Source organism: Leifsonia naganoensis, assembly GCF_013410615.1.
GTDB lineage: Bacteria > Actinomycetota > Actinomycetes > Actinomycetales > Microbacteriaceae > Leifsonia > Leifsonia aquatica.
In genome coordinates this window covers 2,728,122-2,753,561 of sequence record NZ_JACCHJ010000001.1, presented here as the reverse complement: position 1 = coordinate 2,753,561, position 25,440 = coordinate 2,728,122, and the positions used below count along the sequence as shown (strand labels likewise).

Here is a 25,440-nt window from a genome sequence, read left to right as displayed (position 1 = left end):
CTGTAAGAGTCAGTCGGGTGGCCGGTCCCCCGGCCACCCGACTGCGCTGCTTTACGGGTGGTTACTTGATGGATCCACCAGCGGCGACGATCTTCTGCTCGGCAGAGCCGGAGACCTTGTCGACCGCAACGTTCAGCTTAACCGCAATGTCCCCGTTACCGAGAACCTTGACCTTCTCGTTCTTGCGAACGGCACCCTTGGCGACCAGGTCGGCGACGGTGACGTCACCGCCCGAGGGGTACAGCTCGGCGAGCTTCTCCAGGTTCACGACCTGGTACTCGACCCGGAACGGGTTCTTGAAGCCGCGCAGCTTCGGCGTCCGCATGTGGAACGGAAGCTGGCCACCCTGGAAGCCGGGGCGGACCGAGTAGCGGGCCTTCGTACCCTTGGTACCGCGACCGGCCGTCTTACCCTTGGAACCCTCACCGCGTCCGACGCGGGTCTTGTCCTTCTTGGAACCGGCGGCCGGACGGAGGTGGTGCACCTTCAGGACCTGCTCGCGGGGAGCCGCGACGTCCTTCTTGGGCGCAGCCTTCTTCGCGGCGGGCTTGGCGGCGACGGTGTCGTCGCTCTTGGCAGCAGCGGTCTTGTCGGCAGCGGCCTTCGCCGGAGCCTTCTTGGCCGGAGCCTTCTTCTCGGCGGCCGGCTTATCGGCGGCAGCCTTGGTGGTCGCCGCCTTGGTGGCGGGCTTCTTGGCGGCCGGCTTCTCGGCAGCCTCGTTCTTCGGCTTGTCGTCAGCCATTAGTCAATCTCCTCGACCTTCACCAGGTGAGCGACGGTGTTGACGTACCCGCGGTTCTGCGGGGTGTCCTCGCGGACGACGACGTCACCGATTCGCTTGAGTCCCAGACTGCGCAGCGTGTCGCGCTGGTACTGCTTCTCGCTCACTTTCGACTTGATCTGCGTGATCTTCAGACGCGCAGCCATCAGGCACCTGCCTTCGCGGTAGCGGCGGCCTCAGCCGCACGGGCCTCGATCTGCAGCAGCTTCTCGGGGGCGACACGGTCGTAGTCCAGACCACGACGGGCGGCGACCGCACGCGGCTCTTCGAGCTGCTTGAGAGCCTCCACCGTCGCGTGGACGATGTTGATCGTGTTCGACGAGCCGAGCGACTTGCTGAGGACGTCGTGGATGCCGGCGCACTCCAGGACGGCGCGCACCGGACCACCGGCGATAACACCGGTACCGGCGGCAGCCGGACGGAGGAGAACCACACCGGCGGCCGCCTCACCCTGCACGGGGTGCGGGATGGTGCTGCCGACGCGCGGGACGCGGAAGAAGTTCTTCTTCGCCTCCTCGACACCCTTCGAGATCGCGAGCGGAACCTCGCGGGCCTTGCCGTAGCCGACGCCCACCAGACCGTTGCCGTCGCCGACGACGACGAGAGCGGTGAAGCTGAAGCGACGACCACCCTTGACGACCTTCGACACGCGGTTGATGGTCACGACGCGCTCGAGGAACTGGCTCTTGTCCGCGTCACGGCTACCGCGGTCGCGGTTCGGGTTGCGCTCCCGGCCACCCCGACGAGGCTCACGCTCGTTCGAGTTCTTGGTCGAGGCTGCGGTCTCGACCGGCTGCGCGGTCTCCACGGCCTGCTCTGCCACGGTCTGCTCCTTGTTGTTTTCGTCGCTCACAGGTTCAATCCACCCTCTCGAGCTCCCTCGGCGACAGCAGCGACGCGACCCGCGTACTTGCTGCCACCACGGTCGAACACGACGGCTTCGACACCGGCGCTCTTCGCGCGCTCGGCGACGAGCTCACCGACCTTGCGGGCCTTGGCGGTCTTGTCGCCGTCGAAGCCGCGCAGGTCCTGCTCCATGGTCGACGCGGACGCGAGGGTGTGACCCTGCGCGTCGTCGACGATCTGGACGAAGACGTGGCGAGCGGAACGCGTCACGACCAGGCGCGGACGAGCCGCGGTGCCCTCGATCTTCTTGCGAAGGCGGGTGTGACGGCGGTCGCGAGCGGCCGCCTTGCTCTTTCCTCTGGTACCCAGAGCCATGATTACTTACCAGCCTTTCCGGCCTTGCGACGCACGACCTCGCCGGCGTAGCGCACACCCTTGCCCTTGTAGGGCTCGGGCTTGCGGATCTTGCGGATGTTGGCGGCGACCTCACCGACGGCCTGCTTGTCGATGCCGGTGACCGTCAGCTTGTTGTTGCCCTCGACCGTGAACGTGATGCCGGTCGGCGGCTCGACCGTCACCGGGTGCGAGAAGCCGAGCGCGAACTCGACGGCCGCACCCTTCTGCGCGACGCGGTAACCGGTGCCGACGATCTCGAGGCCCTTGGAGTAGCCCTCGGTGACGCCGATGATGTTGTTGTTGATCAGGGTGCGGGTCAGGCCGTGGAGCGAACGCGATGCGCGCTCGTCGTCCGGACGGGTGACCAGGACCTGGCCATCCTCGAGCTTGACCTCGATCGGGGTGGCGACGGTGAGGCTGAGCTCGCCCTTCGGCCCCTTGACGGTGACGGCCTGGCCGTCGATCTTCACATCAACGCCCGCGGGGACGTCGATGGGCAGTCTTCCAATACGCGACATGGCGGGTTACCACACGTAGGCGAGGACTTCCCCACCCACGCCCTTCTTCTCAGCCTCACGGTCGGTCAGAAGACCGGAGGAGGTGGACAGGATGGCGACGCCGAGCCCGCCGAGCACCTTGGGGAGCTCCGTGGACTTCGCGTAGACGCGAAGGCCGGGCTTCGAGACGCGCTTGATACCGGCGATGGAACGCTCGCGGTTCGGACCGAACTTCAGCTGAAGGGTCAGGGTCTTGCCGACGCGGGCGTCAGCGATGTCCCAGCCGGAGATGTAGCCCTCGGTGGTGAGGATCTCGGCGATGTGGGCCTTGAGCTTGGAGTGCGGCATCGACACGGTGTCGTGGTGCGCCGAGTTCGCGTTGCGCAGTCTGGTCAGCATGTCTGCGACCGGATCTGTCATTGTCATTGCGGTTTTCCTTCGTACACCAGGTTTCGTTCAGCCGTTACACGACTGACGACCTGTGGTGGAAGTGGGCCGGCCGGGACGGCCGGCCCACAAAGAGACAAGGCTACTAGGTTTTTACTAGTTGGTCGTCTCGGCCGAACGGAAGGGGAAGCCGAGCTGCTTCAGGAGCGCGCGACCCTCCTCGTCGTTCTTGGCGGTGGTCACGACCGTGATGTCCATACCGCGGACGCGGTCGATCCGGTCCTGGTTGATCTCGTGGAACATCGACTGCTCCGTGAGACCGAACGTGTAGTTGCCGTTGCCGTCGAACTGCTTGTCCGAGAGACCGCGGAAGTCGCGGATACGGGGCAGGGCGAGCGAGAGCAGGCGGTCGAGGAACTCCCACATGCGGTCGCCGCGCAGAGTGACGTGCGCGCCGATCGGCTGACCCTCGCGCAGCTTGAACTGCGCGATGGACTTGCGGGCCTTGGTGACCTGAGGCTTCTGGCCGGTGATGAGGGTGAGGTCTGCGACCGCACCATCGATGACCTTGCCGTCACGAGCCGCCTCGCCGACACCCATGTTGACGACGATCTTCACCAGTCCGGGCACCTGGTGCACGTTGGTGAAACCGAAGTCGCCCTGGAGCTGCTTGGAGATCTCGTTCTTGTACTTCTGCTTCAGGCGCGGCTGGATTTTGCCAGCAGCGGTTGCAGTGTCCGTCATTACAGGTCCTTACCAGACTTCTTGGCGTAACGAACGCGGACCGTCTTGGTGACGCCGTCCTTCGTAACGGTCTCGGTGCGGAAGCCGACGCGGGTCGGCTTCTTGGTCTCGGGGTCGACCAGGGCCACGTTCGAGACGTGGATCGAGGCCTCGTGGGTCTCGATGCCGCCGGTCTTCGTGCCACGCTGCGTCTGGCCGACGCGCACGTGCTTGGTGACGAAGTTGACGCCCTCGACGATCACGCGGTTCTTCTCGACCAGGACCTCGATGACACGACCCTGCTTGCCGCGGTCGCCACCGCGGGCCTGCGAGCGGCCCGTGATGACCTCGACGAGATCGCCCTTCTTGATGTTCGCCATGGCTTACAGCACCTCCGGAGCGAGCGAGATGATCTTCATGAACTTCTTGTCGCGGAGCTCGCGACCGACCGGTCCGAAGATGCGGGTTCCACGGGGGTCGCCGTCGTTCTTCAGAATGACGGCGGCGTTCTCGTCGAACTTGATGTAGGAGCCGTCCGGGCGGCGGGTGTTCTTCCGCACGCGGACGACGACCGCCTTGACGACGTCGCCCTTCTTGACGTTGCCGCCGGGGATCGCGTCCTTGACCGTGGCGACGATGACGTCACCCAGGCCGGCGTAGCGACGGCTCGAACCGCCGAGAACACGGATGGTGAGGAGCTCCTTGGCACCCGTGTTGTCGGCGACCTTGAGTCGGGATTCCTGCTGAATCACTTGGCCTTCTCCAGAATCTCAACCAGGCGCCACCGCTTGCTGGCGCTCAGGGGGCGGGTCTCGTTGATGAGAACCAGGTCGCCGATGCCGGCGGAGTTGTTCTCGTCGTGCGCCTTCACCTTGGAGGTGCGGCGGAGGACCTTGCCGTACAGGGGGTGCTTCACGCGGTCCTCGACCTCGACGACGATGGTCTTGTCCATCTTGTCGCTGGTCACGTAACCACGGCGGGCCTTGCGGTACCCGCGGACGAGGGCCTCGTCGGCCGCCGTCTCCTCGGCCTTGGCGGCCTTGGTGGACTCAGCCATTACTTGGCCTCCTCAGTCTCGTTCTCGGCGACCTCGGCGGCCGCGGGGGCCTCCTTCTTCGCCTTCGTCTTCTTGGCGGCCTTCGCGTCAGCGACCTCGGCCGGAGCCGGGGTGGCGCGGATGCCGAGCTCGCGCTCGCGGATGACCGTGTAGATGCGAGCGATGTCGCGCTTCACGGCACGCAGGCGGCCGTGGCTCTCGAGCTGGCCGGTGGCCGACTGGAAGCGCAGGTTGAACAGCTCTTCCTTGGCCTTCTTCAGCTCGTCGACCAGACGCTCGTCTTCGAAAGTGTCGAGCTCGCTCGAGGCGAGCTCCTTGGAACCGATCGCCATTACGCGTCGCCCTCCTCGCGCTTGATGATGCGTGCCTTGAGGGGCAGCTTGTGAATTGCACGGGTCATCGCCTCACGGGCGAGGTCCTCGGAAACGCCCGAGACCTCGAAGAGGACGCGACCCGGCTTGACGTTGGCGACCCACCACTCGGGCGAACCCTTACCGGAACCCATGCGGGTCTCGGCCGGCTTCTTGGTGAGCGGACGGTCGGGGTAGATGTTGATCCACACCTTGCCGCCACGCTTGATGTGACGCGTCATGGCGATACGAGCGGACTCGATCTGACGGTTGGTCACATAAGCGGGGGTCAGGGCCTGGATGCCGAACTCGCCGAACGACACCTTCGTGCCACCGGTCGCCTGGCCGCTACGGCCGGGGTGGTGCTGCTTGCGGTGCTTGACTCTACGTGGGATCAACATGGTTATGCCTCAACTCCTGCTGCGGCCGGCGCGGTCTCCGCGGCAGGGGCGTTGCCCCGGCCACCGCGACGCGGACGGTCGTTGCGCTCGCGCGACGGCTTGGCGTTCGCCTGCTCGCGAGCGAGTTCCTTGTTCGTGATGTCGCCCTTGTAGATCCACACCTTGACACCGATGCGACCGAAGGTGGTCTTGGCCTCGTAGAAGCCGTAGTCGATGTTGGCGCGGAGCGTGTGGAGCGGCACACGACCTTCGCGGTAGAACTCCGAGCGGCTCATCTCGGCGCCGCCGAGACGGCCGGACACCTGGATGCGGACACCCTTGGCGCCGGCGCGCTGGGCGCCCTGCAGGCCCTTGCGCATCGCGCGGCGGAACGCCACACGTGCGGCGAGCTGCTCGGCGATGCCCTGGGCGACGAGCTGAGCGTCGGCCTCGGGGTTCTTGACCTCGAGGATGTTCAGCTGGATCTGCTTGCCCGAGAGCTTCTCGAGGTCGGCGCGGATGCGCTCGGCCTCGGCGCCACGACGACCGATCACGATGCCCGGACGGGCGGTGTGGATGTCGACGCGGACGCGGTCGCGGGTGCGCTCGATCTCGATGCGGGACACGCCCGCGCGGTCGAGCGACGTCTTGAGCAGCGTGCGGATCTTGACGTCCTCAGCGAGGTAGTCGCTGTAACGCTGACCCTTCTTCGTGCTGTCGGAGAACCAGCGCGACACGTGGTCGGTCGTGATTCCCAGACGGAAGCCGTACGGGTTGACTTTCTGACCCATTAGTTGCTCGCCTTCTTCGTAGCCTTGGCGTCCTCGACCTCATCCGGCGTCGCGAGGACGATCGTGATGTGGCTGGTGCGCTTGTTGATGCGGAAGGCCCGACCCTGTGCTCGCGGCTGGAACCGCTTGAGGGTGGTGCCCTCGTCGACGAAGGCGCGGCTCACGTAGAGGTCCTGCTCGTCCAGGTAGGTGTTGGACTGGTCGGCCTTGACCCGCGCGTTCGCGATCGCCGAGGCGACCAGCTTGTACACGGGCTCGCTCGCGCTCTGCGGCGCGAACTTCAGGATGGCCAGGGCCTCCTGGGCCTGCTTGCCGCGGATCAGGTTGACGACGCGGCGGGCCTTCATGGGGGTGACGCGGATGTGTCGCACGCGTGCGATCGACTCCACCATTTCTCTCCTCCTTTTCGCCTCCGCGTTAGCGGCGGCGACCCTTCTTGTCGTCCTTCACGTGGCCGCGGAAGGTACGGGTCGGCGCGAACTCGCCGAGCTTGTGACCGACCATGGTCTCGGTGACGAACACCGGGATGTGCTTGCGACCGTCGTGCACCGCGATGGTGTGACCCAGCATGGCCGGGACGATCATCGAGCGGCGCGACCAGGTCTTGATCACGTTCTTGCTGTTGGCCTCGTTCGCGGCGACCACCTTGCGAAACAGGTGCTCGTCGACGAAGGGGCCCTTCTTGAGACTGCGTGGCATCTTCTCGAACTCCTACTTGCGCTTCTTGCCGGCGTTGCGGCGGCGAACGATGAGCTTGTCGCTCTCCTTGTTGGGGTGACGCGTGCGGCCTTCCTTCTGGCCCCACGGGCTGACCGGGTGGCGACCACCGGAGGTCTTGCCCTCACCACCACCGTGCGGGTGGTCGATCGGGTTCATCGCGACACCACGCACGGTCGGGCGGACGCCCTTCCAGCGCATGCGGCCGGCCTTGCCCCAGTTGATGTTCGACTGCTCGGCGTTGCCGACCTCGCCGATGGTCGCGCGGCAGCGCGCATCGACGTTGCGGACCTCGCCCGAGGGGAGGCGCAGCTGGGCGTAGGGGCCGTCCTTCGCGACGAGACGCACCGAAGCGCCCGCCGAACGCGCCATCTTCGCGCCGCCGCCCGGCTTCAGCTCGATCGCGTGGATGACCGTACCGGTGGGGATGTTGCGAAGGGGCATGTTGTTGCCCGGCTTGATGTCCGAACCGGCGCCCGACTCGACGATGTCGCCCTGCTTGAGGCCCTGCGGCGCCAGGATGTAGCGCTTGGTGCCGTCGAGGAAGTGGAGCAGCGCGATGCGAGCGGTGCGGTTGGGGTCGTACTCGATGTGAGCGACCTTGGCGTTCACGCCGTCCTTGTCATTGCGACGGAAGTCGATGACGCGGTACTGGCGCTTGTGGCCACCACCGATGTGACGGGTCGTGATGCGGCCCTGGTTGTTACGACCACCGGTCTTCGACAGCGGACGGAGAAGGGACTTCTCCGGCGTCGAGCGGGTGATCTCGGCGAAGTCAGCGACCGAGGAGCCGCGACGACCCGGGGTCGTGGGCTTGTAATTGCGAATAGCCATGTCTGTTTTCCTCTAGTCCTTCGCTCAGCCGACGGCCGTGAAGATGTCGATGGAACCGGACTTCAGCGTGACGATGGCACGCTTCGTGTCCTTGCGCTTGCCGAGGCCGAACTTGGTGCGGCGGGTCTTGCCCTGACGGTTCAGGGTGTTGATCGACGCGACCTCGACCTTGAAGATCGACTCGATGGCGAGCTTGATCTCGGTCTTGTTCGAACGCGGGTCGACGAGGAAGGTGTACTTGCCCTCGTCGATCAGGCCGTAGCTCTTCTCAGAGACGACCGGGGCGATGATGACGTCGCGCGGGTCCTTGTTCAGGGCGGCCATTACGCGTCCACCTCTTCCTTCTTCGGCGCCGTCTTCGCGGCGATGAAGCCCTCGAGCGCGGCCTGGGTGAAGACGATGTCGTCGCTCACCAGCACGTCGTAGGCGTTCAGCTGGTCGTAGGTCAGCACGTGCACGTTCGGCACGTTGCGGACGCTCTTGAAGCCGTTCAGGTCGTCACGCTCGAGCACGATGAGCACGTGCTTCGAGGTCGCGACGCCGTTCAGCAGCTCCACGACGGCCTTGGTCGAGGGGACCTCGCCGACGGTGAGCGCCTGGAGGGCGTGGATGCGGCTGCCGCGGGCGCGGTCCGAGAGAGCACCGAGCAGAGCAGCGGCGATCATCTTCTTCGGGGTGCGCTGCGAGTAGTCGCGCGGGTTCGGTCCGTGGACGATGCCACCGCCGGTCATCTGAGGGGCACGGATCGAGCCCTGACGAGCGCGACCGGTTCCCTTCTGCTTGAACGGCTTGCGGCCGGCGCCGGAGACCTCGCCACGGCTCTTCACCTTGTGGGTGCCCTGACGCGCTGCGGCGAGCTGGGCGGTGACCACCTGGTGGATCAGCGGGATGTTGGTCTGGACGTCGAACAGGGCCTCGGGGAGCTCGATGGAGCCGGCCTTCTTGCCCTGGAGGTCGAGGACGTCAATCGAGGTAGCCATCTAACTAGGCCCCCTTCACTGCGTTGCGGACGAAAACGATGCGGCCACGAGCACCGGGAACGGCACCCTTGACCAGCAGCAGGCCCTTCTCGGCGTCGACGGCCTGCACCTTGAGGTTCAGGACGGTGACGCGCTCGCCACCCATGCGACCGGCCATGCGCATGCCCTTGAAGACACGGCTCGGGGTCGAGGAGGCGCCGATGGAGCCCGGCTTGCGGTGGTTGCGGTGCGCACCGTGCGAAGCGGAGACGCCCTGGAAGTTGTGGCGCTTCATGACACCGGCGAAGCCCTTGCCCTTCGAGGTGCCGACGACGTCGACCAGCTGGCCGGCCTCGAACGTGCCCTCGACGGTGAGCTCCTGGCCGGCGCTGTAGTCGGCCGCGTCCGCGGTGCGGACCTCGGTGAGGTGACGGCGCGGCGTGACGCCGGCCTTGTCGAAGTGGCCGGCGGCCGGCTTGTTCACCTTGCGCGGGTCGACCTGGCCGTAGGCGATCTGGACGGCGTTGTAGCCATCGGCCTCGGGGGTGCGGACCTGGGTCACGACGTTCGGCGTGATCTCGATGACGGTCACGGGGATGAGCTTGTTGTTCTCGTCCCAGACCTGGGTCATCCCGAGCTTCTTGCCGAGGAGGCCCTTGGAGGACTTGTGCTCAGCGGCTGCTTTGTTGACGTTAGGCATGGCACTCCCCCTTAGAGCTTGATCTCGATGTTGACGTCCGCCGGCAGGTCGAGACGCATGAGCGAGTCGACGGCCTTCGGGGTCGGGTCGATGATGTCGATCAGCCGCTTGTGCGTGCGCATCTCGAAGTGCTCGCGGCTGTCCTTGTACTTGTGGGGCGAACGGATGACGCACACCACGTTCTTCTCGGTGGGAAGGGGCACCGGGCCGACGACGGTCGCGCCGGCACGGGTCACCGTGTCGACGATCTTGCGCGCCGAGGTGTCGATGACCTCGTGGTCGTACGACTTAAGCCGAATGCGGATCTTCTGTCCCGCCATGTCTGACTCTCTCTCTTGTTATGGCGTCGTACGAGTCGGATCCTCTCGGAGCCGATTCGCATTGGACGCGGTGCGACGAACGCAGGGGAACGCCACTATTCTTCTGTCAACTCTCCGACCCCCGCGCTCGGGCGTGTCGCCCGAATCGAGGACAGAGAAAGCCCCTGGTCCCCGAGGGTGGTCGATTTGAGCGTGTCCTGCTGCCTGCGGCCTAACCATCTGCCCGCCGGCCTCGAGAGGCCTCGCGGTGGGCTATGCACTGCCTGGCAGTGATCCGGCCGGGACGCGCGTGAGCGCAGCCGTCCGGAATGTTGAACTAGACAAGTTTGCCAGATCCCAGCGCAAGCTGCAACCCGGGCGTGTCGCACGGCGTGGCGCGCTCTCTGCGGAGTCGATTGCGGCCCTCCGGTACGTCTGCGCATGCTCGCCGCAGCGCAATCGTACCTAGGCGCAGCACTCACTCCATAGGGTGCGATGGTCGATGGGGAGACCTGCGGCGGCCAGGTGGGCCGCGAGTGCTTCGGGGTCGATCGCGGTGGTCCAGCGCCAGCGGACGACCCGCAGTCCGAGCGCCCGCAGCCGGTCCTCCCGGACCTTCTCGTCGAGCACGACCCGCTCTGCCGAGCGGCCACCGCGAAGCTCGGCGTCGAGATACTTGGCGTCACCGTCCGCCTCGCCGACCACCCCGAACGCCGGCCATGCGAAGTCGACGCGGCCGATCAGACCGGCGCTGTCCGAATACGGCATCTGAAGGGCGGGCTGCGGCACTCCCCCGGCGTGCATGCTGACTCGACTGACGGACTCGAGGGGCGACTCCGCCCGCGCATCCGCGAAGGCGATCACCTCCTGGGCTCGTCGATGACCGCGCATCGGCTGGGCGCGGAGCCAGGCCTCGAGCAGAGCGAGTCGGGGCGAGCCGGCGCGAACGACGGCGTCGCCCACGACGACCGCGTCGGGCCGGGATGCCGTGGCAGCGAGGTCGATGGCCGTGCGAGGGAGGGAAGTGGCTCGGAGGCCGTCGACCTCCACGATGTCCCCGGCTCCAACTTCGCGCGAGTGTGCGACCACGGCGCGGGCCGAGCGGCCCCCGCTCGTGCTCCCGACGCTCACATGAATGCGCTCCGGAACGCCGCCGATCATCGGAAGTCCGTGCAGCACCGCTGCCGATTGATGAGAGAACAGCGGAGGCTGCTTCCGGGTGCGAGCGAAAGCGATCATCCGCAGGCGGTAGCGACCGAGAGCATCGAGCTCGTCCCAGTCCTCCCGACGGACGTACACGCCGCGCCCTACTCGGACTTCGCTGCCCGCGAGGGCGGCCCGCGCGTGCTGGTGGCGTGTGTCCGCCAGGTCACGCAGGTCGCGGGTCAGAACAAGAGGCGCGTGCGTACGGTCGATCGTCATCGGTCCGGTCTACCCGGGGACGGGGGCGCACGGGCCCCGCCGGCACGTTCTGTGGAGGGGCGCTCCTCCGAAGTGCCCTGTGAGCGATTGAGTAACTGCTGCGCCGCGGTACGTTTGCGCGCCGGCGAACGGGGGCAGACGTACCCGGGAGGCGCACTCACCCGGCAACGAGGGAGCGGGGCCGGCGTATCGCCGGCCCCGCTCGAGCAGCGCCTCGCGCCGCTGCTCCGTTAGATTCAAGACCGCTTACGCGGTGTCCGAACTCTCCGTCCGTGATCCGGTCAGCGGCTTGGGCTGGTTTGCGAGGTCTTGGATTGCCATAGGCGTCTCCCTCCATCGACGGATCCGTCCGGTTGGAACGGTGAATCCATACTGCGCCTCCGGAGCGCCGAGGTAAAGCCCGGGTTAACGAAAGAAGGGCCGGGCCCGAAGGCCCGACCCTCTTCCGAGTCAGTCGAAGGAAACGACTACTTGATGATCTTGGTCACCGTACCGGCGCCCACGGTGCGGCCACCCTCACGGATGGCGAAGCCGAGGCCCTCCTCCATGGCGATCGGCTGGATCAGCTCGACCGTCATGTCGGTGGTGTCGCCGGGCATGACCATCTCGGTGCCCTCGGGCAGCGAGATGACGCCGGTGACGTCGGTGGTCCGGAAGTAGAACTGCGGACGGTAGTTCGTGTAGAAGGGGTTGTGACGGCCGCCCTCCTCCTTCGAGAGGATGTAGGCAGTGCCCTCGAAGTTCGTGTGCGGCGTGACCGAACCCGGCTTCACGACGACCTGACCGCGCTCGACGTCCTCGCGCTTGGTGCCACGGAGGAGCAGACCACAGTTCTCGCCGGCCCAGGCCTCGTCGAGCTGCTTGTGGAACATCTCGATACCCGTGACGGTGGTCTTCTGCGTCGGGCGGATGCCGACGATCTCGACCTCGGAGTTGATGGCCAGCGTGCCACGCTCGGCGCGGCCCGTGACGACGGTTCCACGACCGGTGATCGTGAAGACGTCCTCGATCGGCATCAGGAACGGCTTGTCCTTGTCGCGCACCGGGTCCGGGATGGACTCGTCGACGGCCTCCATGAGCTCGACGATCGACTGCACCCACTTCTCGTCGCCCTCGAGAGCCTTGAGGCCCGAGACGCGGACGACCGGAGCGTCGTCACCCGGGAAGTCCTGGCTCGAGAGGAGCTCGCGGACCTCGAGCTCGACGAGCTCCAGGATCTCCTCGTCGTCGACCATGTCGGACTTGTTCAGCGCGACGAGCAGGTACGGCACGCCGACCTGCTTGGCGAGCAGAACGTGCTCACGGGTCTGAGCCATCGGACCGTCGGTGGCGGCGACCACGAGGATCGCACCGTCCATCTGAGCGGCGCCGGTGATCATGTTCTTGATGTAGTCGGCGTGACCCGGGGCGTCAACGTGCGCGTAGTGGCGCTTCGGCGTCTCGTACTCGACGTGCGAGATGTTGATCGTGATACCACGCTGACGCTCTTCCGGAGCCGAGTCGATCGACGCGAAGTCGCGCTGAACGTTGGTCGCCGACGGGTACTTGTCAGCAAGCACCTTGGAGATCGCCGCGGTGAGCGTCGTCTTGCCGTGGTCGACGTGACCGATGGTTCCGATGTTGACGTGCGGCTTAGTCCGCTCGAACTTGGCCTTAGCCACTGGGTCCTCCTCAGGACTCTCGTGTAGATGTCCCGGTCGATGGATTTCGACCGGCAGACCTACGGGATTGGTTTCTTATGTTACGGGATGTTCCGAAAGGGAGCGACCGAGGTCACTCGCCCTTGCTCTTCTGAACGATCTCGTCAGCGACGGCCTTCGGGACCTCCGCGTAGCTGTCGAAGGTCATCGAGTACACCGCACGGCCCGACGTCTTGGAACGCAGGTCGCCGATGTATCCGAACATCTCCGACAGGGGGACGTTGGCGCGGATGACCTTGACGCCACTCGCCTCCTCCATCGACTGGATCTGACCACGACGGGAGTTGAGGTCACCGATCACATCGCCCATGTACTCCTCGGGCGTGCGCACCTCGACCGCCATGAGCGGCTCGAGGAGCACGGGGTTCGCCTTGCGAGCGGCCTCCTTGTAGGCCATCGATCCGGCGATCTTGAACGCCATCTCCGAGGAGTCGACGTCGTGCGAGGCACCGTCGACGAGCGTCGCCTTGACGCCCACCGTCGGGAAGCCGGCGAGCACGCCGACCTGCATCGCGTCCTGGATGCCCGCGTCGACCGAACCGATGTACTCGCGCGGAACGCGACCACCCGTCACGGCGTTGACGAACTCGTAGGACGTCTCGGGGGTGACCTCCATCGGCTCGAGAGTGATCTGCACCTTTGCGAACTGACCGGAACCACCGGTCTGCTTCTTGTGGGTGTAGTCGTACTTCTCGACCGTGCGACGGAGCGTCTCGCGGTAGGCCACCTGCGGCTTGCCGACGTTGGCCTCGACGTTGAACTCGCGCTTCATGCGGTCCACGAGGATGTCGAGGTGCAGCTCGCCCATGCCCTTGATGACCGTCTGACCGGTCTCCTGGTTCTGCTCGGTGCGGAACGTCGGGTCCTCTTCGGCGAGCTTCTGGATCGCGGTACCCAGCTTCTCCTGGTCGGCCTTGGTCTTCGGCTCGATGGCGACCTCGATGACCGGCTCCGGGAACGTCATCGACTCGAGGACGACCTGGTTGTCCGGGTCGCACAGGGTGTCGCCGGTGGTGGTGTCCTTGAGGCCGATGACCGCGTAGATGTTGCCGGCGGTGACGAAGTCGACCGGGTTCTCCTTGTTGGCGTGCATCTGGAAGATCTTGCCGATGCGCTCCTTCTTGCCCTTGGTCGAGTTCACGACCGCGGCACCGGAGTCGACACGGCCCGAGTACACGCGCACGTAGGTCAGACGCCCGAAGAACGGGTGGACCGCGACCTTGAACGCCAGGGCCGAGAACGGCTCGGTGGCGTCGGCGTGACGGAGGATGACCTTCTCCTCGTCGCGCGGGTCGTGCGCCTCGATGGCAGGCACGTCGAGCGGCGACGGGAGGTAGTCGATGACGGCGTCGAGCATCGGCTGCACGCCACGGTTCTTGAACGCCGAGCCGCAGAGGACCGGGTAGATCTCGCTGTTCACGGTGAGCTTGCGGATGGCGCCCTTGATCTCGGCGACCGTGAGCTCCTCGCCGCCGAAGAACTTCTCGAGCAGCGCGTCGTCGGTCTCGGCGACGGTCTCGAGGAGGGTCTGACGGTACTCCTCGGCCTTCTCGACGAGGTCGGCGGGGATCTCCTCGATGGCGTACTTCGCACCCATCTGCACGTCACCCTTGGCGTCTCCGCGCCAGGTGAGCGCGCGCATCTCGACCAGGTCGACGACGCCCTCGAAAGCGGACTCGGAGCCGATCGGGAGCTGGAGGACCAGCGGCTTGGCGCCGAGGCGCTTCACGATGGTGTCGACGGTGAAGTAGAAGTCAGCGCCGAGCTTGTCCATCTTGTTGACGAAGCAGATGCGCGGGACGTTGTACTTGTCGGCCTGGCGCCAGACGGTCTCGGACTGGGGCTCGACGCCCTCCTTGCCGTCGAAGACGGCGACGGCGCCGTCGAGGACGCGGAGCGAACGCTCCACCTCGACGGTGAAGTCCACGTGACCGGGGGTGTCGATGATGTTGATCTGGTTCTTGTTCCAGAAGCAGGTCACGGCCGCGGACGTGATGGTGATGCCGCGCTCCTTCTCCTGCTCCATCCAGTCGGTGGTCGACGCGCCGTCGTGCGTCTCACCGATCTTGTGGTTGACGCCCGTGTAGAACAGGATGCGCTCGGTCGTGGTGGTCTTGCCGGCATCGATGTGGGCCATGATGCCGATGTTGCGGACCTTTGTCAGGTCGGTGAGCACGTCCTGTGCCACAGGGTTCCTCCGAAAGAGTAGAGAGTGGAAGGGGCGCCGGCCGGGCGCAGCCCCAGAGGGTGCAACGCCCAGCCGACGGAAATCATTACCAGCGGTAGTGCGCGAAGGCCTTGTTCGACTCGGCCATCTTGTGCGTGTCCTCGCGACGCTTCACAGCGGCGCCGAGGCCGTTCGATGCGTCGAGGATCTCGTTGGTGAGACGCTCGGTCATCGTCTTCTCGCGACGACCCTTGGCGTAGCTGGTGAGCCAGCGCAGCGCGAGGGTGTTCGCGCGGTGCGGCTTGACCTCGACCGGCACCTGGTAGGTCGAGCCACCGACGCGGCGGCTGCGGACCTCGAGGGTCGGGCGGATGTTGTCGAGAGCCTTCTTGAGCGTGGTGACCGCGTCATTGCCCGACTTGGAGGAGACACCCTCGAGCGCGTCGTAGACGATGCGCTCGGCGAGGCCCTTCTTGCCGTCGAGGAGGATCTTGTTGACGAGCTGGCTGACGACCGGCGAACCGTAGACCGGGTCGGCGACGACGGGACGCTTCGGAGCGGGACCCTTGCGAGGCATTACTTCTTCTCCATCTTCGCGCCGTAGCGGCTGCGAGCCTGCTTGCGGTTCTTGACGGCCTGGGTGTCCAGGGCGCCGCGGACGATCTTGTAACGGACGCCGGGGAGGTCCTTCACACGGCCGCCGCGGACGAGCACCATCGAGTGCTCCTGCAGGTTGTGGCCCTCACCGGGGATGTACGCGGTGACCTCGGTCCCGTTGGAGAGCTTGACGCGCGCGACCTTGCGGAGCGCGGAGTTCGGCTTCTTCGGGGTGGTGGTGTAGACGCGGGTGCACACGCCGCGCTGCTGGGGGTTGGCCTTCAGGGCGGGAGCCTTGGTCTTGGTGACCTTCGGCGTCCGGCCCTTTCGAACCAACTGCTGAATGGTAGGCACTGAACTTCTCCTTTTATGGACTGCACGGTGACAGTTGTTGCTTGTCCCATGACCGATCAACCCGTCTCCGGGCGTCTCAGTCGTCTGGGGAATCGACCGACGATCGAAATCTCGCCGCCGATATGCCGTGGGGGCCGGAATCCCGTGCGGTCTTCCTGCCCATCGGATGAGTACGTGCCAGCTCGCCCGCTCCTCCATCGCTGGTCCCATTTCTGGGCACGGAACGAGCGCGCAGCAGAGCGCACACCCGATAAATGTTATCGTCCGCGCCCCTCCCGGTCAAATGAACGGGGCTGTGCTAGGGCGCCGTCCGCGCAGGGCGAAACCGCGACGGGCGCTCACTCGTCGTCATCCCCCTCCCAGGGCCAACGCGGTCTGCCCCGCTGGGCGAAGCGGCCGACCAGCACCAGCTGGTAGAGCAGGGTGACGACGAAGGCCGCGATCCCGACGAGCACGGCGTACCAGCTGCCGAACTGGCCCGCGGCGAAGAGCACGGCGCGCAGCGACTGCGACGGGTCACCCGCGATGCCGGCGACCGCTCCCGCGACCACGTAGACGAGGTAGCAGACCAGCCCGATGAGAAGAGCGTTCCCCGCGGAGACGCGCTGGCGATCGGCGGGCACGCGCGTCCCCCGGGCGATCAATGCGAGGAGGAGCGCGAGCACCGCAGCGCCGACCATGATCGGCCCGACGAGCGTTCCGATCGCGGGATCGGCGACGACCTCCGTGTTCGTCGCGAGGGAGAGCAGGCCGAAGCCCGCGACGATCAGCGCGAGGTAGAGGCCCGCGGCGAACAACGCCACGATGGTCGCATACGCGCGTTCGTCACGCATGACCGCCGGCTCAGTACCCCTGCTGCGTGGCGTAGGCGGCGACGGCCTGGTTCTGGGCGTCGGCGACCTGCTGCTCGTAGTCCGCCTGCGCCTCCGCATTGCGGGCCTTCAGCTTGCGGCCCCGCGCTGCGAGCCAGGCGCCCGTCCAGACCGAGATCTCGCGGGCGATGACGCCGGCGAGCACGGCGAACGGGTTCAGCCAGGCGCTGCGGAGCAGGATGGCGAACTCGGCCGGCGTGCGCTCCCAGTAGTGCGCGTCGACCAGGTAGGCGCCGACGTAGGTGAAGTAGACGAACACCGCCACGACGAGGCCGCCGAGGATGTACGCCCACCAGCGCGAGCGGTTGACGATCTGCACCAGGACGACCATGCCCACGAAGAACGCGACGACCGGCACCCAGCCCGAGATCTGCTGCGTGTAGTACTCGAGGAGCGCCTGCAGGTACTCGTTGCTGGGCGTCAGCAGGGCGCCCACCACGACGACCGCGACGCTCCAGAGCAGGGCGAACGCGACCGTCCCGACCAGGACGATCAGGATGCCCGTGCCGCGGTTGCTCTTGCGCTTCGGCGGCTCGGGGCGCTGCAGGAAGATCGGCGCCACCGGCTGCGGCTGCAGCGGGACGGGCGCTCCGGTCTGCTCCGGCGCCCACGCGGTCCCGGCCACCGGCGCGGTGCCGTAGGCGGCGGTCGCGGCCGGAGCGGTCTGCGCTTCCGCCGCGGCGGCCGCGGCGACGATCGGTGCGGCGGCCTCCGCCGGCGACGCGGTGTCGACCGTGGCGGAGCCGGCCGCGGTGGCCCCGGCCTCCCCCGGCTGGGCCGCGGTCCGGGCGACGGCTGCGGCGATGTCGTCCTCGGTGCTGACGACGGGCTCCGGCTCGGTGACGGCGGCGGGCGCCTGCGCTGCCGGAGCGGGCGTGACGGCGGGCGCGGGCGCTGCGCTCCGGGCCGACTCATCGGCCGCGGCGCCGGCGGCCTCGGCGGCCGGGCGGTTCACGTGGCCGCGAGCGGACACCGGGCTCGACGGCGGGTCGACGACCTCGGGGTCGCTGTCATGCGCCTCCGCGGCGGCCGATGCGGCCGCACCCGTCGCGGGCTCGACGGGCGTGGCCCGCTGCTCGCCCGTGTCCGCGGACGCGGGATCGGGTGTCGTGTCGCTCATCATGGCACCTCCAGAGGCCCGGCGGGCCCGTCGTGAGGCCCACTGTAGCAACGGGGCGGTGGATGTCGAGGGAGGCGGAGCGGGGCTCGGTCAGCTCATTTCGACGCTTGGGCGGGCGCGTCCGTGCTCGTGCCCGGGGTCGCCGGCGCCCCGCCGTCCTGGCCTTCGGGTGTGAGCGAGAAGACGTACCCGGAGACTTTCGCATCCAGTGTCCCCGCCGGAGCAGCGGTATCGGCGGCAGGAACGGTACTGAATGACGTCACGAGGAAGAGTCGTGCGCCCGACTGCAGGCCGCTGACGAAGTTCAGGATGTCGCCGTACTGACCACGCACCGTCACGGATACCGGGCGGGCCGCGAAGTTCGTCGCCGTGATCAGCGAGCTCACGACCGGGGGCACCCCGGCTGCCGTCGCCGCCGGCGTCGGCGTGGGGGCGGGAGTCGCGCCCGATGTCGGTGCCGGCGTGCTCGCCGGCGCGGCGGCGGGCGGTGCGACCGGAGAGTAGGCGACGGCGTCGGAGAAGGCCTGGTCGACGCAGACGACGTTCGACGCCGTGTAGAGCGCATTCAACTGGTCGATGAAGGCGGGGATGTCGGACCCTTCGGGCACCGAGGCCGCCAGGGACGCGAGCTTGGCCTTCAGCGCCGGCAGGTCCTCGGAGTCCTTCTTCAGTTTCGCGAGCGCCTGCGCATACGTGTCGTTGGTCTGCTGCACGGATGCGGTCTGGGACTCGGCGTCGGCGATGGCCGCGAGCTGCGGCTGCACCCCGAGGAACCAGCCGCCCGCGACGACGAGCGCCATGACGAGGACGCTGCAGATGATCCAGAGCCGGTTCTTGTCCACGATCACTTCTCCTGGGGGTCGAACCGCCGGTCGAAGGCGGTCTCGTTGATGTGCATCGTGATGTCGACCGCGTAGGTCGCGGTCGTCGGATCGAGCGTGACCGACCCCGGCGTCGCATCGGCGAAGCCCGGGAGCGTGGCCAGCGACTTCAGCCACGTGGGCACGACCGGGAGGGTCGGGCTCGATGCCTGGAAGGTCAACGTGGCGACGCGGGACCCTTGCAACGGGACGGTCGGCTGGGCGTAGGTCGCGAGCGGGGTCGCGGAATCGATGGTCACGGTCGCGAGTGTGACGTCCGCCGGGAGGGTGGCCTGCACCTTCTGCAGGTAGTCCTTCCAATCGATCTCGGTGGACGCCCCGACCTGTTGTGCGGCTTCCACCAGGGTGACCTGGTCCTGGACGGTGCGGACCTCCCGGAAGCGGGTCTGTTCCGCGAGCAGCTCAGCCGTATGCGCCTGCGCCGCTGCGAGATCCAGCTGCGCGCGGAAGCCGAGCGCCGCCGTCCCTCCGACGGCCGCGAGAACGATAAGTACGACACCGAGCACACCCCAGAGGAGTGAGCGACGCATGCGCTTGGCGCGCCTCCCGACGAGAACCTCCGGTGGCATCAGCGAGACGCGCGGCTCGCCGCCGACGAGGATCGGCGAGACCGGGGTCTTCGGACCGGCCTGCTTCGCGCCTCCCGTCGCCTGATCCGGCTCGACCGTCGAAGGCGGAGGCCCGTCCGGCGCTCCCGCGGTCCGCTTCTGCTTCGCCGATCCGCCGATCGGTCTGGTCAGCCAGCTCGACTTGGGCGCCGGCGTTCCGGTGCCCGACGACGAGGCCGCTCCTGCGGCGCTCACGCCGCACGCCCGATCGCGAGTCCGAGAGCCACCGTCAGGCTCGTGCGCCTCGCCCTGAGCTCGTCCGCGTCGAGAGTGCGCGACAGCCCGACCGCGAGATACGGATCTCCGACGGCGACCGGCAACCGCGTCATCTCGCCCAGAGCCTCCGCGAAGCCGGGGAGCTGGGCGCCTCCGCCGGTGAGGACCACCCGCTCGAAGCGTGCGTCCGGCCGTGTGTTCACGAAGTAGTTGATCGTGTTCCGCAGGCTCGAGAGCAGTTCGCCGGCCGTCTGATAGATGATCTCGACGGCTCGTTGGTCCTCGATCGTGGAGACCTGCGTCGCCAGGCCGAGCGATCGTTTCAGCTCCTCGGCCTGATGCGGAGCGATCTCCAGCCCGTCTCGCAGCGCCTGCGTCATGTCGGCACCGCCCGTCGGGACGATGCGCACGAATTGCGGGACCCCGGCTGCCGCGATCACCACCGTCGTCGTGTTCGCTCCGATGTCGATCACTGCGGAGAAGCCCGTGAGGCCAGACCGGGCTCCGAACACACGGCTGAGTGCGAACGGGATCAGATCGACGTCGACGGGCGTGAGGCCGGCCAGCTCGGCAGCGCGCACGTTGGCGAGCACCGCATCCTTCACTGCCGCGATCAGGAGCCCGTTGACCGTCGGCCCGCTGTCGCCCTGGCCGTACGAGACCGGGTAGAAGTCGAGCAGCGCCTCTGCCACCGGGACGGGGAGCATGTCCTGGACGTGGAACGGCAGCGATTCGCGGATGCGCTCCAACGACATGAGCGGCATGCTCAGGTCGCGGGCGAGCACCCGCTGGTTTCCCATCCCGAGCACGACGTTCCTCGTCTTGAAGCCGCCTTTTCGCCAGAGTTCGCGGAGGGACGCGGCGACGGTGTTCGGCTCGATCACTTCGCCACGGCTCACCGCCCCTTCGGGCAGCGGCATCTCTGCGTGCCGCAGGATCGTGGGCTTCGGTTTGGCCGGATCCGCGACTTCGACGGCACGGAGCATCCCGTTGCCGATGTCCACACCAACGATGCTGGTCGCCATCTTCTCCTCCTCCCCGGCCTCAGCCGAGTCCGATCAGTCGCAGGTAGCCCGCCCAGAGCGGCCCGCCTGCGAGAATTCCGAGCCACGCGCCAGCGAGCATCCATGGACCGAAGGGGATGCCGCTCGTGCGCGTCGCACGCCTGGTCACCGTGAGCGCGATGCCGAACACGCCGCCGAGCACGAAGGCCGCGAACACGCCGATGGCGAGCTGAGCCCAGCCGAGCGATCCGAGATAGAGGCCGAGCACGCCCGCGAGCTTGACGTCGCCGAAGCCCATCCCGCCCGGACGTGCGAGCGCGAGGACGAGATAGAAGAGGAACGCGGCCGCACAACCGACGGCGGCGGAGACGAGCCGGCTCCACTCCCCCTCGAGGATCAGTGCGGTACCGAGCAGAGCGCCCCCGATCGCGTAGGCGGGGAGGACGATCCGGTTCGGCAGCGTGTGCGTGTCGATGTCGATCACGGCGAGCGCCACGCTGATCGCGGCCAGGTACAGGAAGGCGATGAGTGTGATCGCGGCGGGCAGAGGCGCGCGCGTCGAGAACTCCGGGAGGAAGGCGACCGCGACCACGACGAAGAGCACGCCGGTCGCCGCCTCGATGACGGGGTAGCGCCAACTGATCGGCTCACGGCAATCGCGGCACCGGCCCCGGAGAACCAGCCACGAGAGAACCGGGATGTTGTCGTACGGCCTGATCCCCGATCCGCATCCCGGGCAGGCACTGGGCGGGCTCACGAGCGAGCCCCCGATGGGCAGCCGGTAGGCGACCACGTTGAGGAACGACCCGACGGCGAGTCCGAGGGCCCCACCGAGGAGGACCAGGGACCACAGCATCACGGGCATCACGGTTGCACTCATCCTGCTGCGCTCCCGTCCGGCTTGAACGCCTTCGGCACCTCGACGAGAGTGCTCACGCCGTAGCTCGTGGAGACCGGCGACAGGAATTTGGGCGGCGCCGTGTATTTGAAGCGGGGGTCGTAGTTGTAGTTCTTGTCGTACCCGGTGGGCGACGAGCCCGAGGTTCCGACGGTCCCGCGATACTCCTGGGCGATGGCTCCGTAGATGTTGAGGGTGCCGCGCTTGGCCGTGCCTTTGTCGTAGTTCTGCACCATGAAGGTGTGGGCGACGGAGAGGATGGCGGCGTAGATCGTCCGGTTGCTCGGCAGGAGCGGCGTGTTGCCGTTGAACGGGTTCCATACCCAGACGGCGTTGTTGCCGACGAGGCCCAGGATGTCCTTGGTGCTGTCCTGATAGAGCAGGTCACCCGTGATGTAGATGTAGTCCTGGGCGGCCACCGTGATCTGACCGTGCACCGTGCCCTGCACGTAGACGTCGCCCTTCAGGCAGCTGTAGTGCGACGGGTTGGCCGCCGGGACCGTCTCGTTCGCCATCGGGAACTGGACGGTGCCGATCTTCCAGCCGGTACCCGTTGTCGGCGAGTTGAGGCAGGTGAAGTTGGCGGGCCAGGTGTTGGTCGCCCAGCCGTTCGCGTCCGTGGTGCCCGACGGGACGTCCTGCACGTAGATCAGGTTCTGCGGGATGACGTCGATGGTGGCGCCGCCCGTCGACCCCAGCTGACCCGTGGCTGTGCCGGGGACTCCGCACATCGGGTCCTTCTTGGACTGGCCCACGATCGCCGGGTCACCCGAGATCTGGGTGTAATTCGTGAACGGCGACTTCACATTCATCTTGCCGTCGGCGGTGAAGGTGATCACGGTCGGGCCGGTGTAGAGACACCCGGGGCGTTTGACGGAGTCGACGTCGAGGCGCGTCTCCAACTTCATCTGACCATTGGTCTGCGGCATCCCGATCGTGGCGTCCAGCGTCGGAGCACCCTTGTTGAAGGTGGGGTTCGAGCATCCCGACACCTTGGAGTAGTAGGGCGCTTTGGGGTTGGAGGTCGTGACCGGGCCGTTGAACGTCGACCCGCAGATGAGCAGGGTGTCGTTCGAGTGCAGGGGCCCGTTGATGGTGTCGTTCGCGCCGAACTGGATCTCGGTGCAGTTGCTGTCGTGGGTGTTGGACGAGTAGTACCACGCGTAGTTGGGCTTGCCGCTGGAGGTCTTGCATGCGGTGTTCGACTGGTCGGGGTCCTTGACCTCGAAGTCGGTGAAGTAGAGGAAGTCGATGAAGCCGGTCTGCCGCACGTTGACCACGATCGTGCGGACCTCGGTGCCGACCTTGCCCGTCGAGCGGAGACGCACGACGCCGGTCGTCGAGTACTGCGAGTTGTCGACCTCGTAGCGGAAGAAGCCGCGGGACGGGTTGGTCGGGTCACCGGAGGGGACCTGTGCCCAGGCCGTGGAACCGAGCCCGAACGCAAGATTGGTCGTCGGCGGAAGGGCACCCGTGCTCGTGGCGGAGAACGTCGACGCGGGGTTGCGGTACTGGACGTACGTGTTGTCGTTCGCCAGGCGGGCCTTGTAGTCCTCGAGACCTGCGTAGGCGGCGGCCATCGCGGCGTTCCAGTCGTCATCGGTGCGCGACTTCATCGCGCCGCTTCCCGCGAAGGCGGCGGCGGTCGCGACGAGCATGACCAGCACCGTCCCGAAGATGACCACGGTGATGAGGGCCATGCCGTCGTCGCGGCCCCGCCGGATGGCGGCGAACCACGCATCGATCCTGAGCATCATGAGATCGTCCTGTTCTGCCCGAGATTCGGGAGTCCGACGGTGTTCTGCAGGGTCACCGAATGGGCGGTGACACCGGTCTTGGTCAAAACGGTGAGGGTGACCTGGACCGCCGCGATGGTGGCAAGCGTGGTCTTGACGTTCGCGACGCCGCCGGTGGCGCCGGCGCTCGTGGCGATCGCCGTGTTGGTGGCGTCGAGATAGGTGAAGGTCCAGGGGACCGTGCCTGTGCGCGGCGCGATGGCATCGGCGAGGATGCGCGTGCGCTGCGGCGTCGTCGTCTCCGCGGGAAACGACCAGTAGCCGTTGCCGATGTTCGTCGCCGGCCAGATGTCCTCGACGAGCTGGCGGGACGTCTGATCGACCCGCAATCGCACCTGGATGGGCTGCTGCGCGGTGCCGGTCAGGTTCACGAACGCATAGAACAGCACCGACTCGTTGCGCGCGTAGACGAAGGCGGGGTCGTTCGGCGGCGGGGTGCCGAATCCGGTCGCCTGCACGGGGTTGTCGGTACCGGCGCGGAGCATCCTGGCGCTCTCGTTCATCGCGTTCGCCGCGGACCGGGTGTTCTGGTTCGTGTTCTGCGCGTTGTCCATCGCGCGCGTGGTGCTCACGTAGAGGTTGGCGATGAGGGTGATGACGATGCCGAAGACGAACATCGCCACGATCCACTCGATCAGGCTGATCCCGCTCTCGTCACTGCGGAGCCGGGAGAAGGGGGCCGGGCGGTTCACTGCATCACCCGCGGGTCGAGGGTGAAGGCGCCGGCGGTGCCGATCGTGACTCCGTTCGCTCCCGTCGGAACAGACAGCGAGGCCGACGCGACGGCGGTCGTCGGGGTCGTGCTCGTACCGGTCTTGAGTGTCCACGCGCCGTACGGGAGGGTGATCGTCACCTTGCTGTTCTTCGACTTGCCCAAGATCGGGCTGTTGAAGTCGATGGTCTGCGGCTTTCCCGTGCACCCAGGATCGCCCGAGACGAACGGTGTGGCGCTCACGGCCCGCACATACAGGTTCGCGCTCTGGTCGGTCGGGTTGGTCACCGTGATCGAACCCATCGGCAGCGTGCCCACGTTGATGCCCGGACTGGCGCCCGGCGTGACGGAGGCCGTCGGGGCGGCCGGCGCGAGGTATGTCTTGCCCGCTGAGGTGTACTGCGGCCAGTCGCCGGGATTGGGAGAACGGCATCCGGCGTTCGACTCGGTCAACGGGACATAGGTGCCTGCGACGATGCTGTACTGCGTCGATGGGAAAAGCTGGGCACTAGTCGGGGACGTCGCGGCGGAACTCCACACACCATAGGTGCTGAGGACGCTGACAGCCGATGTGCTCGGAGACTTCACGTTGCTGCTCGACGGCCAGCCCCAGGAGACGGTGCCGGCGTTGTCATAGGTGAAGCCGGCCGAGGTGCTCTGGCCCGCTTTTGCGGTCACCGTCTTGCTGGGAGTCGCGTTCTGGTAAGGATCGACGTATCCGGTCTTCGATGCCGTGACCGTGTATGTGGCGGTCGGGACCTTGAGGACGTAGCTGCAGCCCATCGAGTCGGTGGCCGTGGGGACCGAACCCGGGTTCGGAGTGACGGAGACCCCGACGCCGCCGACGGGTGCGCCCGCAGCCGACTTGGTGGAGACCAGGATGGTGCCGAGGGTGTCGACACTGATCTTGGTGCCGGGGGCGAGCACAGTGTCGGAGGTGACGGCCTGGCCGATCATGTTCGGCCACCTGACCTCGACGCGCACGCGCTTGTAGAGGATCGACGAGGTGGCCGAGGCGTTGCAGTCGACATCGCTGCCGGTCCCATAGACCCAGCTGACGATGCGCTTGATCGAGTAGGTGAGGCCCGTGCCCGCCGGAACCTGGACCTGCTTGTCGGTGTCTGTGCTGAAGAGCGAGAACAGGTCGCCGCTCGAGCGGTCGAGGTCGATCTCCTGCGCGGCGAGGTTGGTCGCGACGGCCCGGGCGCGGGAGTCGCCGGTGATGGTGAACGCGGACAGCAGCGAGTAGGCGACACCGACGGAGATGATCGCGAAGATCATCATGGCGACGATCACCTCGATGAGGCTGACGCCGGATTCGGAGGTCCGGATGCGGCGGAGCCGGGCGAGCAGTACTGACATTGCGTTCACCTCCC

34 protein-coding genes are annotated in these 25,440 nt (G+C 67.0%); all 34 read right to left on the bottom strand.

What is annotated here, in order from left to right:
• Positions 1-61 precede the first annotated feature (61 nt).
• Positions 62-742 (bottom strand): 50S ribosomal protein L15, encoded by a 681-nt coding sequence (gene rplO, locus HNR14_RS20660; RefSeq protein WP_021759559.1) that lies wholly within the window; start codon positions 740-742, stop codon positions 62-64.
• Positions 742-927, bottom strand: a complete 186-nt coding sequence (rpmD, locus tag HNR14_RS13320) for a 50S ribosomal protein L30 (RefSeq protein WP_021759561.1) — start codon at positions 925-927, stop codon at positions 742-744. Before rpmD ends, rplO begins: the two co-directional genes overlap by 1 nt.
• Positions 927-1,634, bottom strand: a complete 708-nt coding sequence (gene rpsE / locus HNR14_RS13315; protein ID WP_021759563.1) for a 30S ribosomal protein S5 — start codon at positions 1,632-1,634, stop codon at positions 927-929. The genes rpmD and rpsE overlap by 1 nt, the downstream gene beginning before the upstream one ends.
• Positions 1,631-2,002, bottom strand: coding sequence for a 50S ribosomal protein L18 (gene rplR, locus HNR14_RS13310; protein ID WP_021759565.1), 372 nt, complete (start codon positions 2,000-2,002; stop codon positions 1,631-1,633). Before rplR ends, rpsE begins: the two co-directional genes overlap by 4 nt.
• A 2-nt stretch (positions 2,003-2,004) precedes the next feature.
• Positions 2,005-2,541 (bottom strand): 50S ribosomal protein L6, encoded by a 537-nt coding sequence (gene rplF / locus HNR14_RS13305; protein WP_021759567.1) that lies wholly within the window; start codon positions 2,539-2,541, stop codon positions 2,005-2,007.
• Between the two features lie 6 nt (positions 2,542-2,547).
• On the bottom strand, positions 2,548-2,946 hold the full coding sequence (rpsH, locus tag HNR14_RS13300) for a 30S ribosomal protein S8 (RefSeq protein ID WP_021759569.1): 399 nt from the start codon (positions 2,944-2,946) through the stop codon (positions 2,548-2,550).
• Positions 2,947-3,063: 117 nt separating this feature from the next.
• Complete coding sequence (gene rplE / locus HNR14_RS13295; protein ID WP_179701436.1) at positions 3,064-3,651, bottom strand: 50S ribosomal protein L5; 588 nt, start codon at positions 3,649-3,651, stop codon at positions 3,064-3,066.
• On the bottom strand, positions 3,651-4,010 hold the full coding sequence (gene rplX, locus HNR14_RS13290) for a 50S ribosomal protein L24 (protein ID WP_021755778.1): 360 nt from the start codon (positions 4,008-4,010) through the stop codon (positions 3,651-3,653). Before rplX ends, rplE begins: the two co-directional genes overlap by 1 nt.
• Before the next feature lie 3 nt (positions 4,011-4,013).
• Entirely contained in the window at positions 4,014-4,382 is a 369-nt protein-coding gene (gene rplN, locus HNR14_RS13285) for a 50S ribosomal protein L14 (RefSeq protein WP_021759574.1), read from the bottom strand.
• The gene (rpsQ, locus tag HNR14_RS13280) at positions 4,379-4,687 is read right to left on the bottom strand and encodes a 30S ribosomal protein S17 (RefSeq protein ID WP_021759576.1); all 309 of its coding nucleotides are present in this window, start codon (positions 4,685-4,687) and stop codon (positions 4,379-4,381) included. Before rpsQ ends, rplN begins: the two co-directional genes overlap by 4 nt.
• On the bottom strand, positions 4,687-5,019 hold the full coding sequence (gene rpmC / locus HNR14_RS13275) for a 50S ribosomal protein L29 (protein ID WP_021759578.1): 333 nt from the start codon (positions 5,017-5,019) through the stop codon (positions 4,687-4,689). Before rpmC ends, rpsQ begins: the two co-directional genes overlap by 1 nt.
• Entirely contained in the window at positions 5,019-5,438 is a 420-nt protein-coding gene (gene rplP / locus HNR14_RS13270) for a 50S ribosomal protein L16 (RefSeq protein WP_021755781.1), read from the bottom strand. The genes rpmC and rplP overlap by 1 nt, the downstream gene beginning before the upstream one ends.
• A 2-nt stretch (positions 5,439-5,440) precedes the next feature.
• The gene (rpsC, locus tag HNR14_RS13265) at positions 5,441-6,208 is read right to left on the bottom strand and encodes a 30S ribosomal protein S3 (protein ID WP_021759580.1); all 768 of its coding nucleotides are present in this window, start codon (positions 6,206-6,208) and stop codon (positions 5,441-5,443) included.
• Positions 6,208-6,600, bottom strand: a complete 393-nt coding sequence (gene rplV / locus HNR14_RS13260; protein ID WP_021759582.1) for a 50S ribosomal protein L22 — start codon at positions 6,598-6,600, stop codon at positions 6,208-6,210. The genes rpsC and rplV overlap by 1 nt, the downstream gene beginning before the upstream one ends.
• Before the next feature lie 25 nt (positions 6,601-6,625).
• Positions 6,626-6,907: a 30S ribosomal protein S19 gene (gene rpsS, locus HNR14_RS13255; RefSeq protein ID WP_018191964.1), complete on the bottom strand. Its 282-nt coding sequence runs from the start codon at positions 6,905-6,907 to the stop codon at positions 6,626-6,628.
• A 12-nt stretch (positions 6,908-6,919) separates the two neighbouring features.
• On the bottom strand, positions 6,920-7,759 hold the full coding sequence (rplB, locus tag HNR14_RS13250; protein ID WP_021759585.1) for a 50S ribosomal protein L2: 840 nt from the start codon (positions 7,757-7,759) through the stop codon (positions 6,920-6,922).
• A gap of 24 nt (positions 7,760-7,783) precedes the next feature.
• Entirely contained in the window at positions 7,784-8,083 is a 300-nt protein-coding gene (rplW, locus tag HNR14_RS13245) for a 50S ribosomal protein L23 (RefSeq protein WP_021759587.1), read from the bottom strand.
• On the bottom strand, positions 8,083-8,739 hold the full coding sequence (rplD, locus tag HNR14_RS13240) for a 50S ribosomal protein L4 (RefSeq protein WP_021759589.1): 657 nt from the start codon (positions 8,737-8,739) through the stop codon (positions 8,083-8,085). The genes rplW and rplD overlap by 1 nt, the downstream gene beginning before the upstream one ends.
• Positions 8,740-8,743: 4 nt before the next feature.
• The gene (gene rplC, locus HNR14_RS13235; protein WP_179701435.1) at positions 8,744-9,418 is read right to left on the bottom strand and encodes a 50S ribosomal protein L3; all 675 of its coding nucleotides are present in this window, start codon (positions 9,416-9,418) and stop codon (positions 8,744-8,746) included.
• Between the two features lie 11 nt (positions 9,419-9,429).
• A complete protein-coding gene (gene rpsJ, locus HNR14_RS13230; protein WP_005050520.1) occupies positions 9,430-9,738 on the bottom strand; it encodes a 30S ribosomal protein S10 in 309 nt (102 codons plus the stop codon).
• A gap of 444 nt (positions 9,739-10,182) precedes the next feature.
• Entirely contained in the window at positions 10,183-11,139 is a 957-nt protein-coding gene (locus HNR14_RS13225) for a hypothetical protein (RefSeq protein ID WP_179701434.1), read from the bottom strand.
• A gap of 467 nt (positions 11,140-11,606) precedes the next feature.
• The gene (gene tuf, locus HNR14_RS13220; RefSeq protein WP_021759595.1) at positions 11,607-12,800 is read right to left on the bottom strand and encodes an elongation factor Tu; all 1,194 of its coding nucleotides are present in this window, start codon (positions 12,798-12,800) and stop codon (positions 11,607-11,609) included.
• 112 nt (positions 12,801-12,912) lie between these two features.
• Positions 12,913-15,027 carry an elongation factor G gene (gene fusA, locus HNR14_RS13215; protein ID WP_179701433.1) on the bottom strand — a complete coding sequence of 705 codons (2,115 nt, stop codon included), beginning with the start codon at positions 15,025-15,027 and terminating at the stop codon, positions 12,913-12,915.
• Positions 15,028-15,112: 85 nt separating this feature from the next.
• Entirely contained in the window at positions 15,113-15,583 is a 471-nt protein-coding gene (gene rpsG / locus HNR14_RS13210; RefSeq protein WP_021759597.1) for a 30S ribosomal protein S7, read from the bottom strand.
• Positions 15,583-15,957: a 30S ribosomal protein S12 gene (gene rpsL / locus HNR14_RS13205; protein WP_011186743.1), complete on the bottom strand. Its 375-nt coding sequence runs from the start codon at positions 15,955-15,957 to the stop codon at positions 15,583-15,585. Before rpsL ends, rpsG begins: the two co-directional genes overlap by 1 nt.
• Positions 15,958-16,295: 338 nt before the next feature.
• The gene (locus tag HNR14_RS13200; RefSeq protein WP_179701432.1) at positions 16,296-16,790 is read right to left on the bottom strand and encodes a hypothetical protein; all 495 of its coding nucleotides are present in this window, start codon (positions 16,788-16,790) and stop codon (positions 16,296-16,298) included.
• A 10-nt stretch (positions 16,791-16,800) separates the two neighbouring features.
• On the bottom strand, positions 16,801-17,949 hold the full coding sequence (locus HNR14_RS13195; protein WP_179701431.1) for a hypothetical protein: 1,149 nt from the start codon (positions 17,947-17,949) through the stop codon (positions 16,801-16,803).
• Between the two features lie 95 nt (positions 17,950-18,044).
• A complete protein-coding gene (locus HNR14_RS13190) occupies positions 18,045-18,791 on the bottom strand; it encodes a type IV pilus inner membrane component PilO (RefSeq protein WP_179701430.1) in 747 nt (248 codons plus the stop codon).
• 2 nt (positions 18,792-18,793) lie between these two features.
• Positions 18,794-19,633 (bottom strand): hypothetical protein, encoded by an 840-nt coding sequence (locus tag HNR14_RS13185; protein ID WP_179701429.1) that lies wholly within the window; start codon positions 19,631-19,633, stop codon positions 18,794-18,796.
• Positions 19,630-20,679, bottom strand: a complete 1,050-nt coding sequence (gene pilM / locus HNR14_RS13180; RefSeq protein ID WP_179701428.1) for a type IV pilus assembly protein PilM — start codon at positions 20,677-20,679, stop codon at positions 19,630-19,632. The genes HNR14_RS13185 and pilM overlap by 4 nt, the downstream gene beginning before the upstream one ends.
• Positions 20,680-20,698: 19 nt before the next feature.
• Positions 20,699-21,538, bottom strand: coding sequence for a prepilin peptidase (locus HNR14_RS13175; protein ID WP_179701427.1), 840 nt, complete (start codon positions 21,536-21,538; stop codon positions 20,699-20,701).
• The gene (locus HNR14_RS13170) at positions 21,535-23,313 is read right to left on the bottom strand and encodes a hypothetical protein (RefSeq protein WP_179701426.1); all 1,779 of its coding nucleotides are present in this window, start codon (positions 23,311-23,313) and stop codon (positions 21,535-21,537) included. The genes HNR14_RS13175 and HNR14_RS13170 overlap by 4 nt, the downstream gene beginning before the upstream one ends.
• Complete coding sequence (locus HNR14_RS13165; protein WP_179701425.1) at positions 23,310-24,044, bottom strand: prepilin-type N-terminal cleavage/methylation domain-containing protein; 735 nt, start codon at positions 24,042-24,044, stop codon at positions 23,310-23,312. The genes HNR14_RS13170 and HNR14_RS13165 overlap by 4 nt, the downstream gene beginning before the upstream one ends.
• On the bottom strand, positions 24,041-25,426 hold the full coding sequence (locus HNR14_RS13160; RefSeq protein ID WP_179701424.1) for a type II secretion system protein: 1,386 nt from the start codon (positions 25,424-25,426) through the stop codon (positions 24,041-24,043). The genes HNR14_RS13165 and HNR14_RS13160 overlap by 4 nt, the downstream gene beginning before the upstream one ends.
• Positions 25,427-25,440: the final 14 nt, after the last annotated feature.

Bases quoted from the DNA above. Each gene is read 5' to 3' on its own strand.
- rplO (WP_021759559.1), bottom strand. From the start codon at position 742: ATGGCTGACGACAAGCCGAAGAACGAGGCTGCCGAGAAGCCGGCCGCC.
- rpmD (WP_021759561.1), bottom strand. From the start codon at position 927: ATGGCTGCGCGTCTGAAGATCACGCAGATCAAGTCGAAAGTGAGCGAG.
- rplR (WP_021759565.1), bottom strand. From the start codon at position 2,002: ATGGCTCTGGGTACCAGAGGAAAGAGCAAGGCGGCCGCTCGCGACCGC.
- rplF (WP_021759567.1), bottom strand. From the start codon at position 2,541: ATGTCGCGTATTGGAAGACTGCCCATCGACGTCCCCGCGGGCGTTGAT.
- rpsH (WP_021759569.1), bottom strand. From the start codon at position 2,946: ATGACAATGACAGATCCGGTCGCAGACATGCTGACCAGACTGCGCAAC.
- rplE (WP_179701436.1), bottom strand. From the start codon at position 3,651: ATGACGGACACTGCAACCGCTGCTGGCAAAATCCAGCCGCGCCTGAAG.
- rplX (WP_021755778.1), bottom strand. From the start codon at position 4,010: ATGGCGAACATCAAGAAGGGCGATCTCGTCGAGGTCATCACGGGCCGC.
- rpsQ (WP_021759576.1), bottom strand. From the start codon at position 4,687: ATGGCTGAGTCCACCAAGGCCGCCAAGGCCGAGGAGACGGCGGCCGAC.
- rpmC (WP_021759578.1), bottom strand. From the start codon at position 5,019: ATGGCGATCGGTTCCAAGGAGCTCGCCTCGAGCGAGCTCGACACTTTC.
- rplP (WP_021755781.1), bottom strand. From the start codon at position 5,438: ATGTTGATCCCACGTAGAGTCAAGCACCGCAAGCAGCACCACCCCGGC.
- rpsC (WP_021759580.1), bottom strand. From the start codon at position 6,208: ATGGGTCAGAAAGTCAACCCGTACGGCTTCCGTCTGGGAATCACGACC.
- rplV (WP_021759582.1), bottom strand. From the start codon at position 6,600: ATGGTGGAGTCGATCGCACGCGTGCGACACATCCGCGTCACCCCCATG.
- rpsS (WP_018191964.1), bottom strand. From the start codon at position 6,907: ATGCCACGCAGTCTCAAGAAGGGCCCCTTCGTCGACGAGCACCTGTTT.
- rplB (WP_021759585.1), bottom strand. From the start codon at position 7,759: ATGGCTATTCGCAATTACAAGCCCACGACCCCGGGTCGTCGCGGCTCC.
- rplW (WP_021759587.1), bottom strand. From the start codon at position 8,083: ATGGCCGCCCTGAACAAGGACCCGCGCGACGTCATCATCGCCCCGGTC.
- rplD (WP_021759589.1), bottom strand. From the start codon at position 8,739: ATGGCTACCTCGATTGACGTCCTCGACCTCCAGGGCAAGAAGGCCGGC.
- rplC (WP_179701435.1), bottom strand. From the start codon at position 9,418: ATGCCTAACGTCAACAAAGCAGCCGCTGAGCACAAGTCCTCCAAGGGC.
- rpsJ (WP_005050520.1), bottom strand. From the start codon at position 9,738: ATGGCGGGACAGAAGATCCGCATTCGGCTTAAGTCGTACGACCACGAG.
- HNR14_RS13225 (WP_179701434.1), bottom strand. From the start codon at position 11,139: ATGACGATCGACCGTACGCACGCGCCTCTTGTTCTGACCCGCGACCTG.
- rpsG (WP_021759597.1), bottom strand. From the start codon at position 15,583: ATGCCTCGCAAGGGTCCCGCTCCGAAGCGTCCCGTCGTCGCCGACCCG.
- HNR14_RS13200 (WP_179701432.1), bottom strand. From the start codon at position 16,790: ATGCGTGACGAACGCGCGTATGCGACCATCGTGGCGTTGTTCGCCGCG.
- HNR14_RS13195 (WP_179701431.1), bottom strand. From the start codon at position 17,949: ATGAGCGACACGACACCCGATCCCGCGTCCGCGGACACGGGCGAGCAG.
- pilM (WP_179701428.1), bottom strand. From the start codon at position 20,679: ATGGCGACCAGCATCGTTGGTGTGGACATCGGCAACGGGATGCTCCGT.
- HNR14_RS13175 (WP_179701427.1), bottom strand. From the start codon at position 21,538: ATGAGTGCAACCGTGATGCCCGTGATGCTGTGGTCCCTGGTCCTCCTC.
- HNR14_RS13170 (WP_179701426.1), bottom strand. From the start codon at position 23,313: ATGATGCTCAGGATCGATGCGTGGTTCGCCGCCATCCGGCGGGGCCGC.
- HNR14_RS13160 (WP_179701424.1), bottom strand. From the start codon at position 25,426: ATGTCAGTACTGCTCGCCCGGCTCCGCCGCATCCGGACCTCCGAATCC.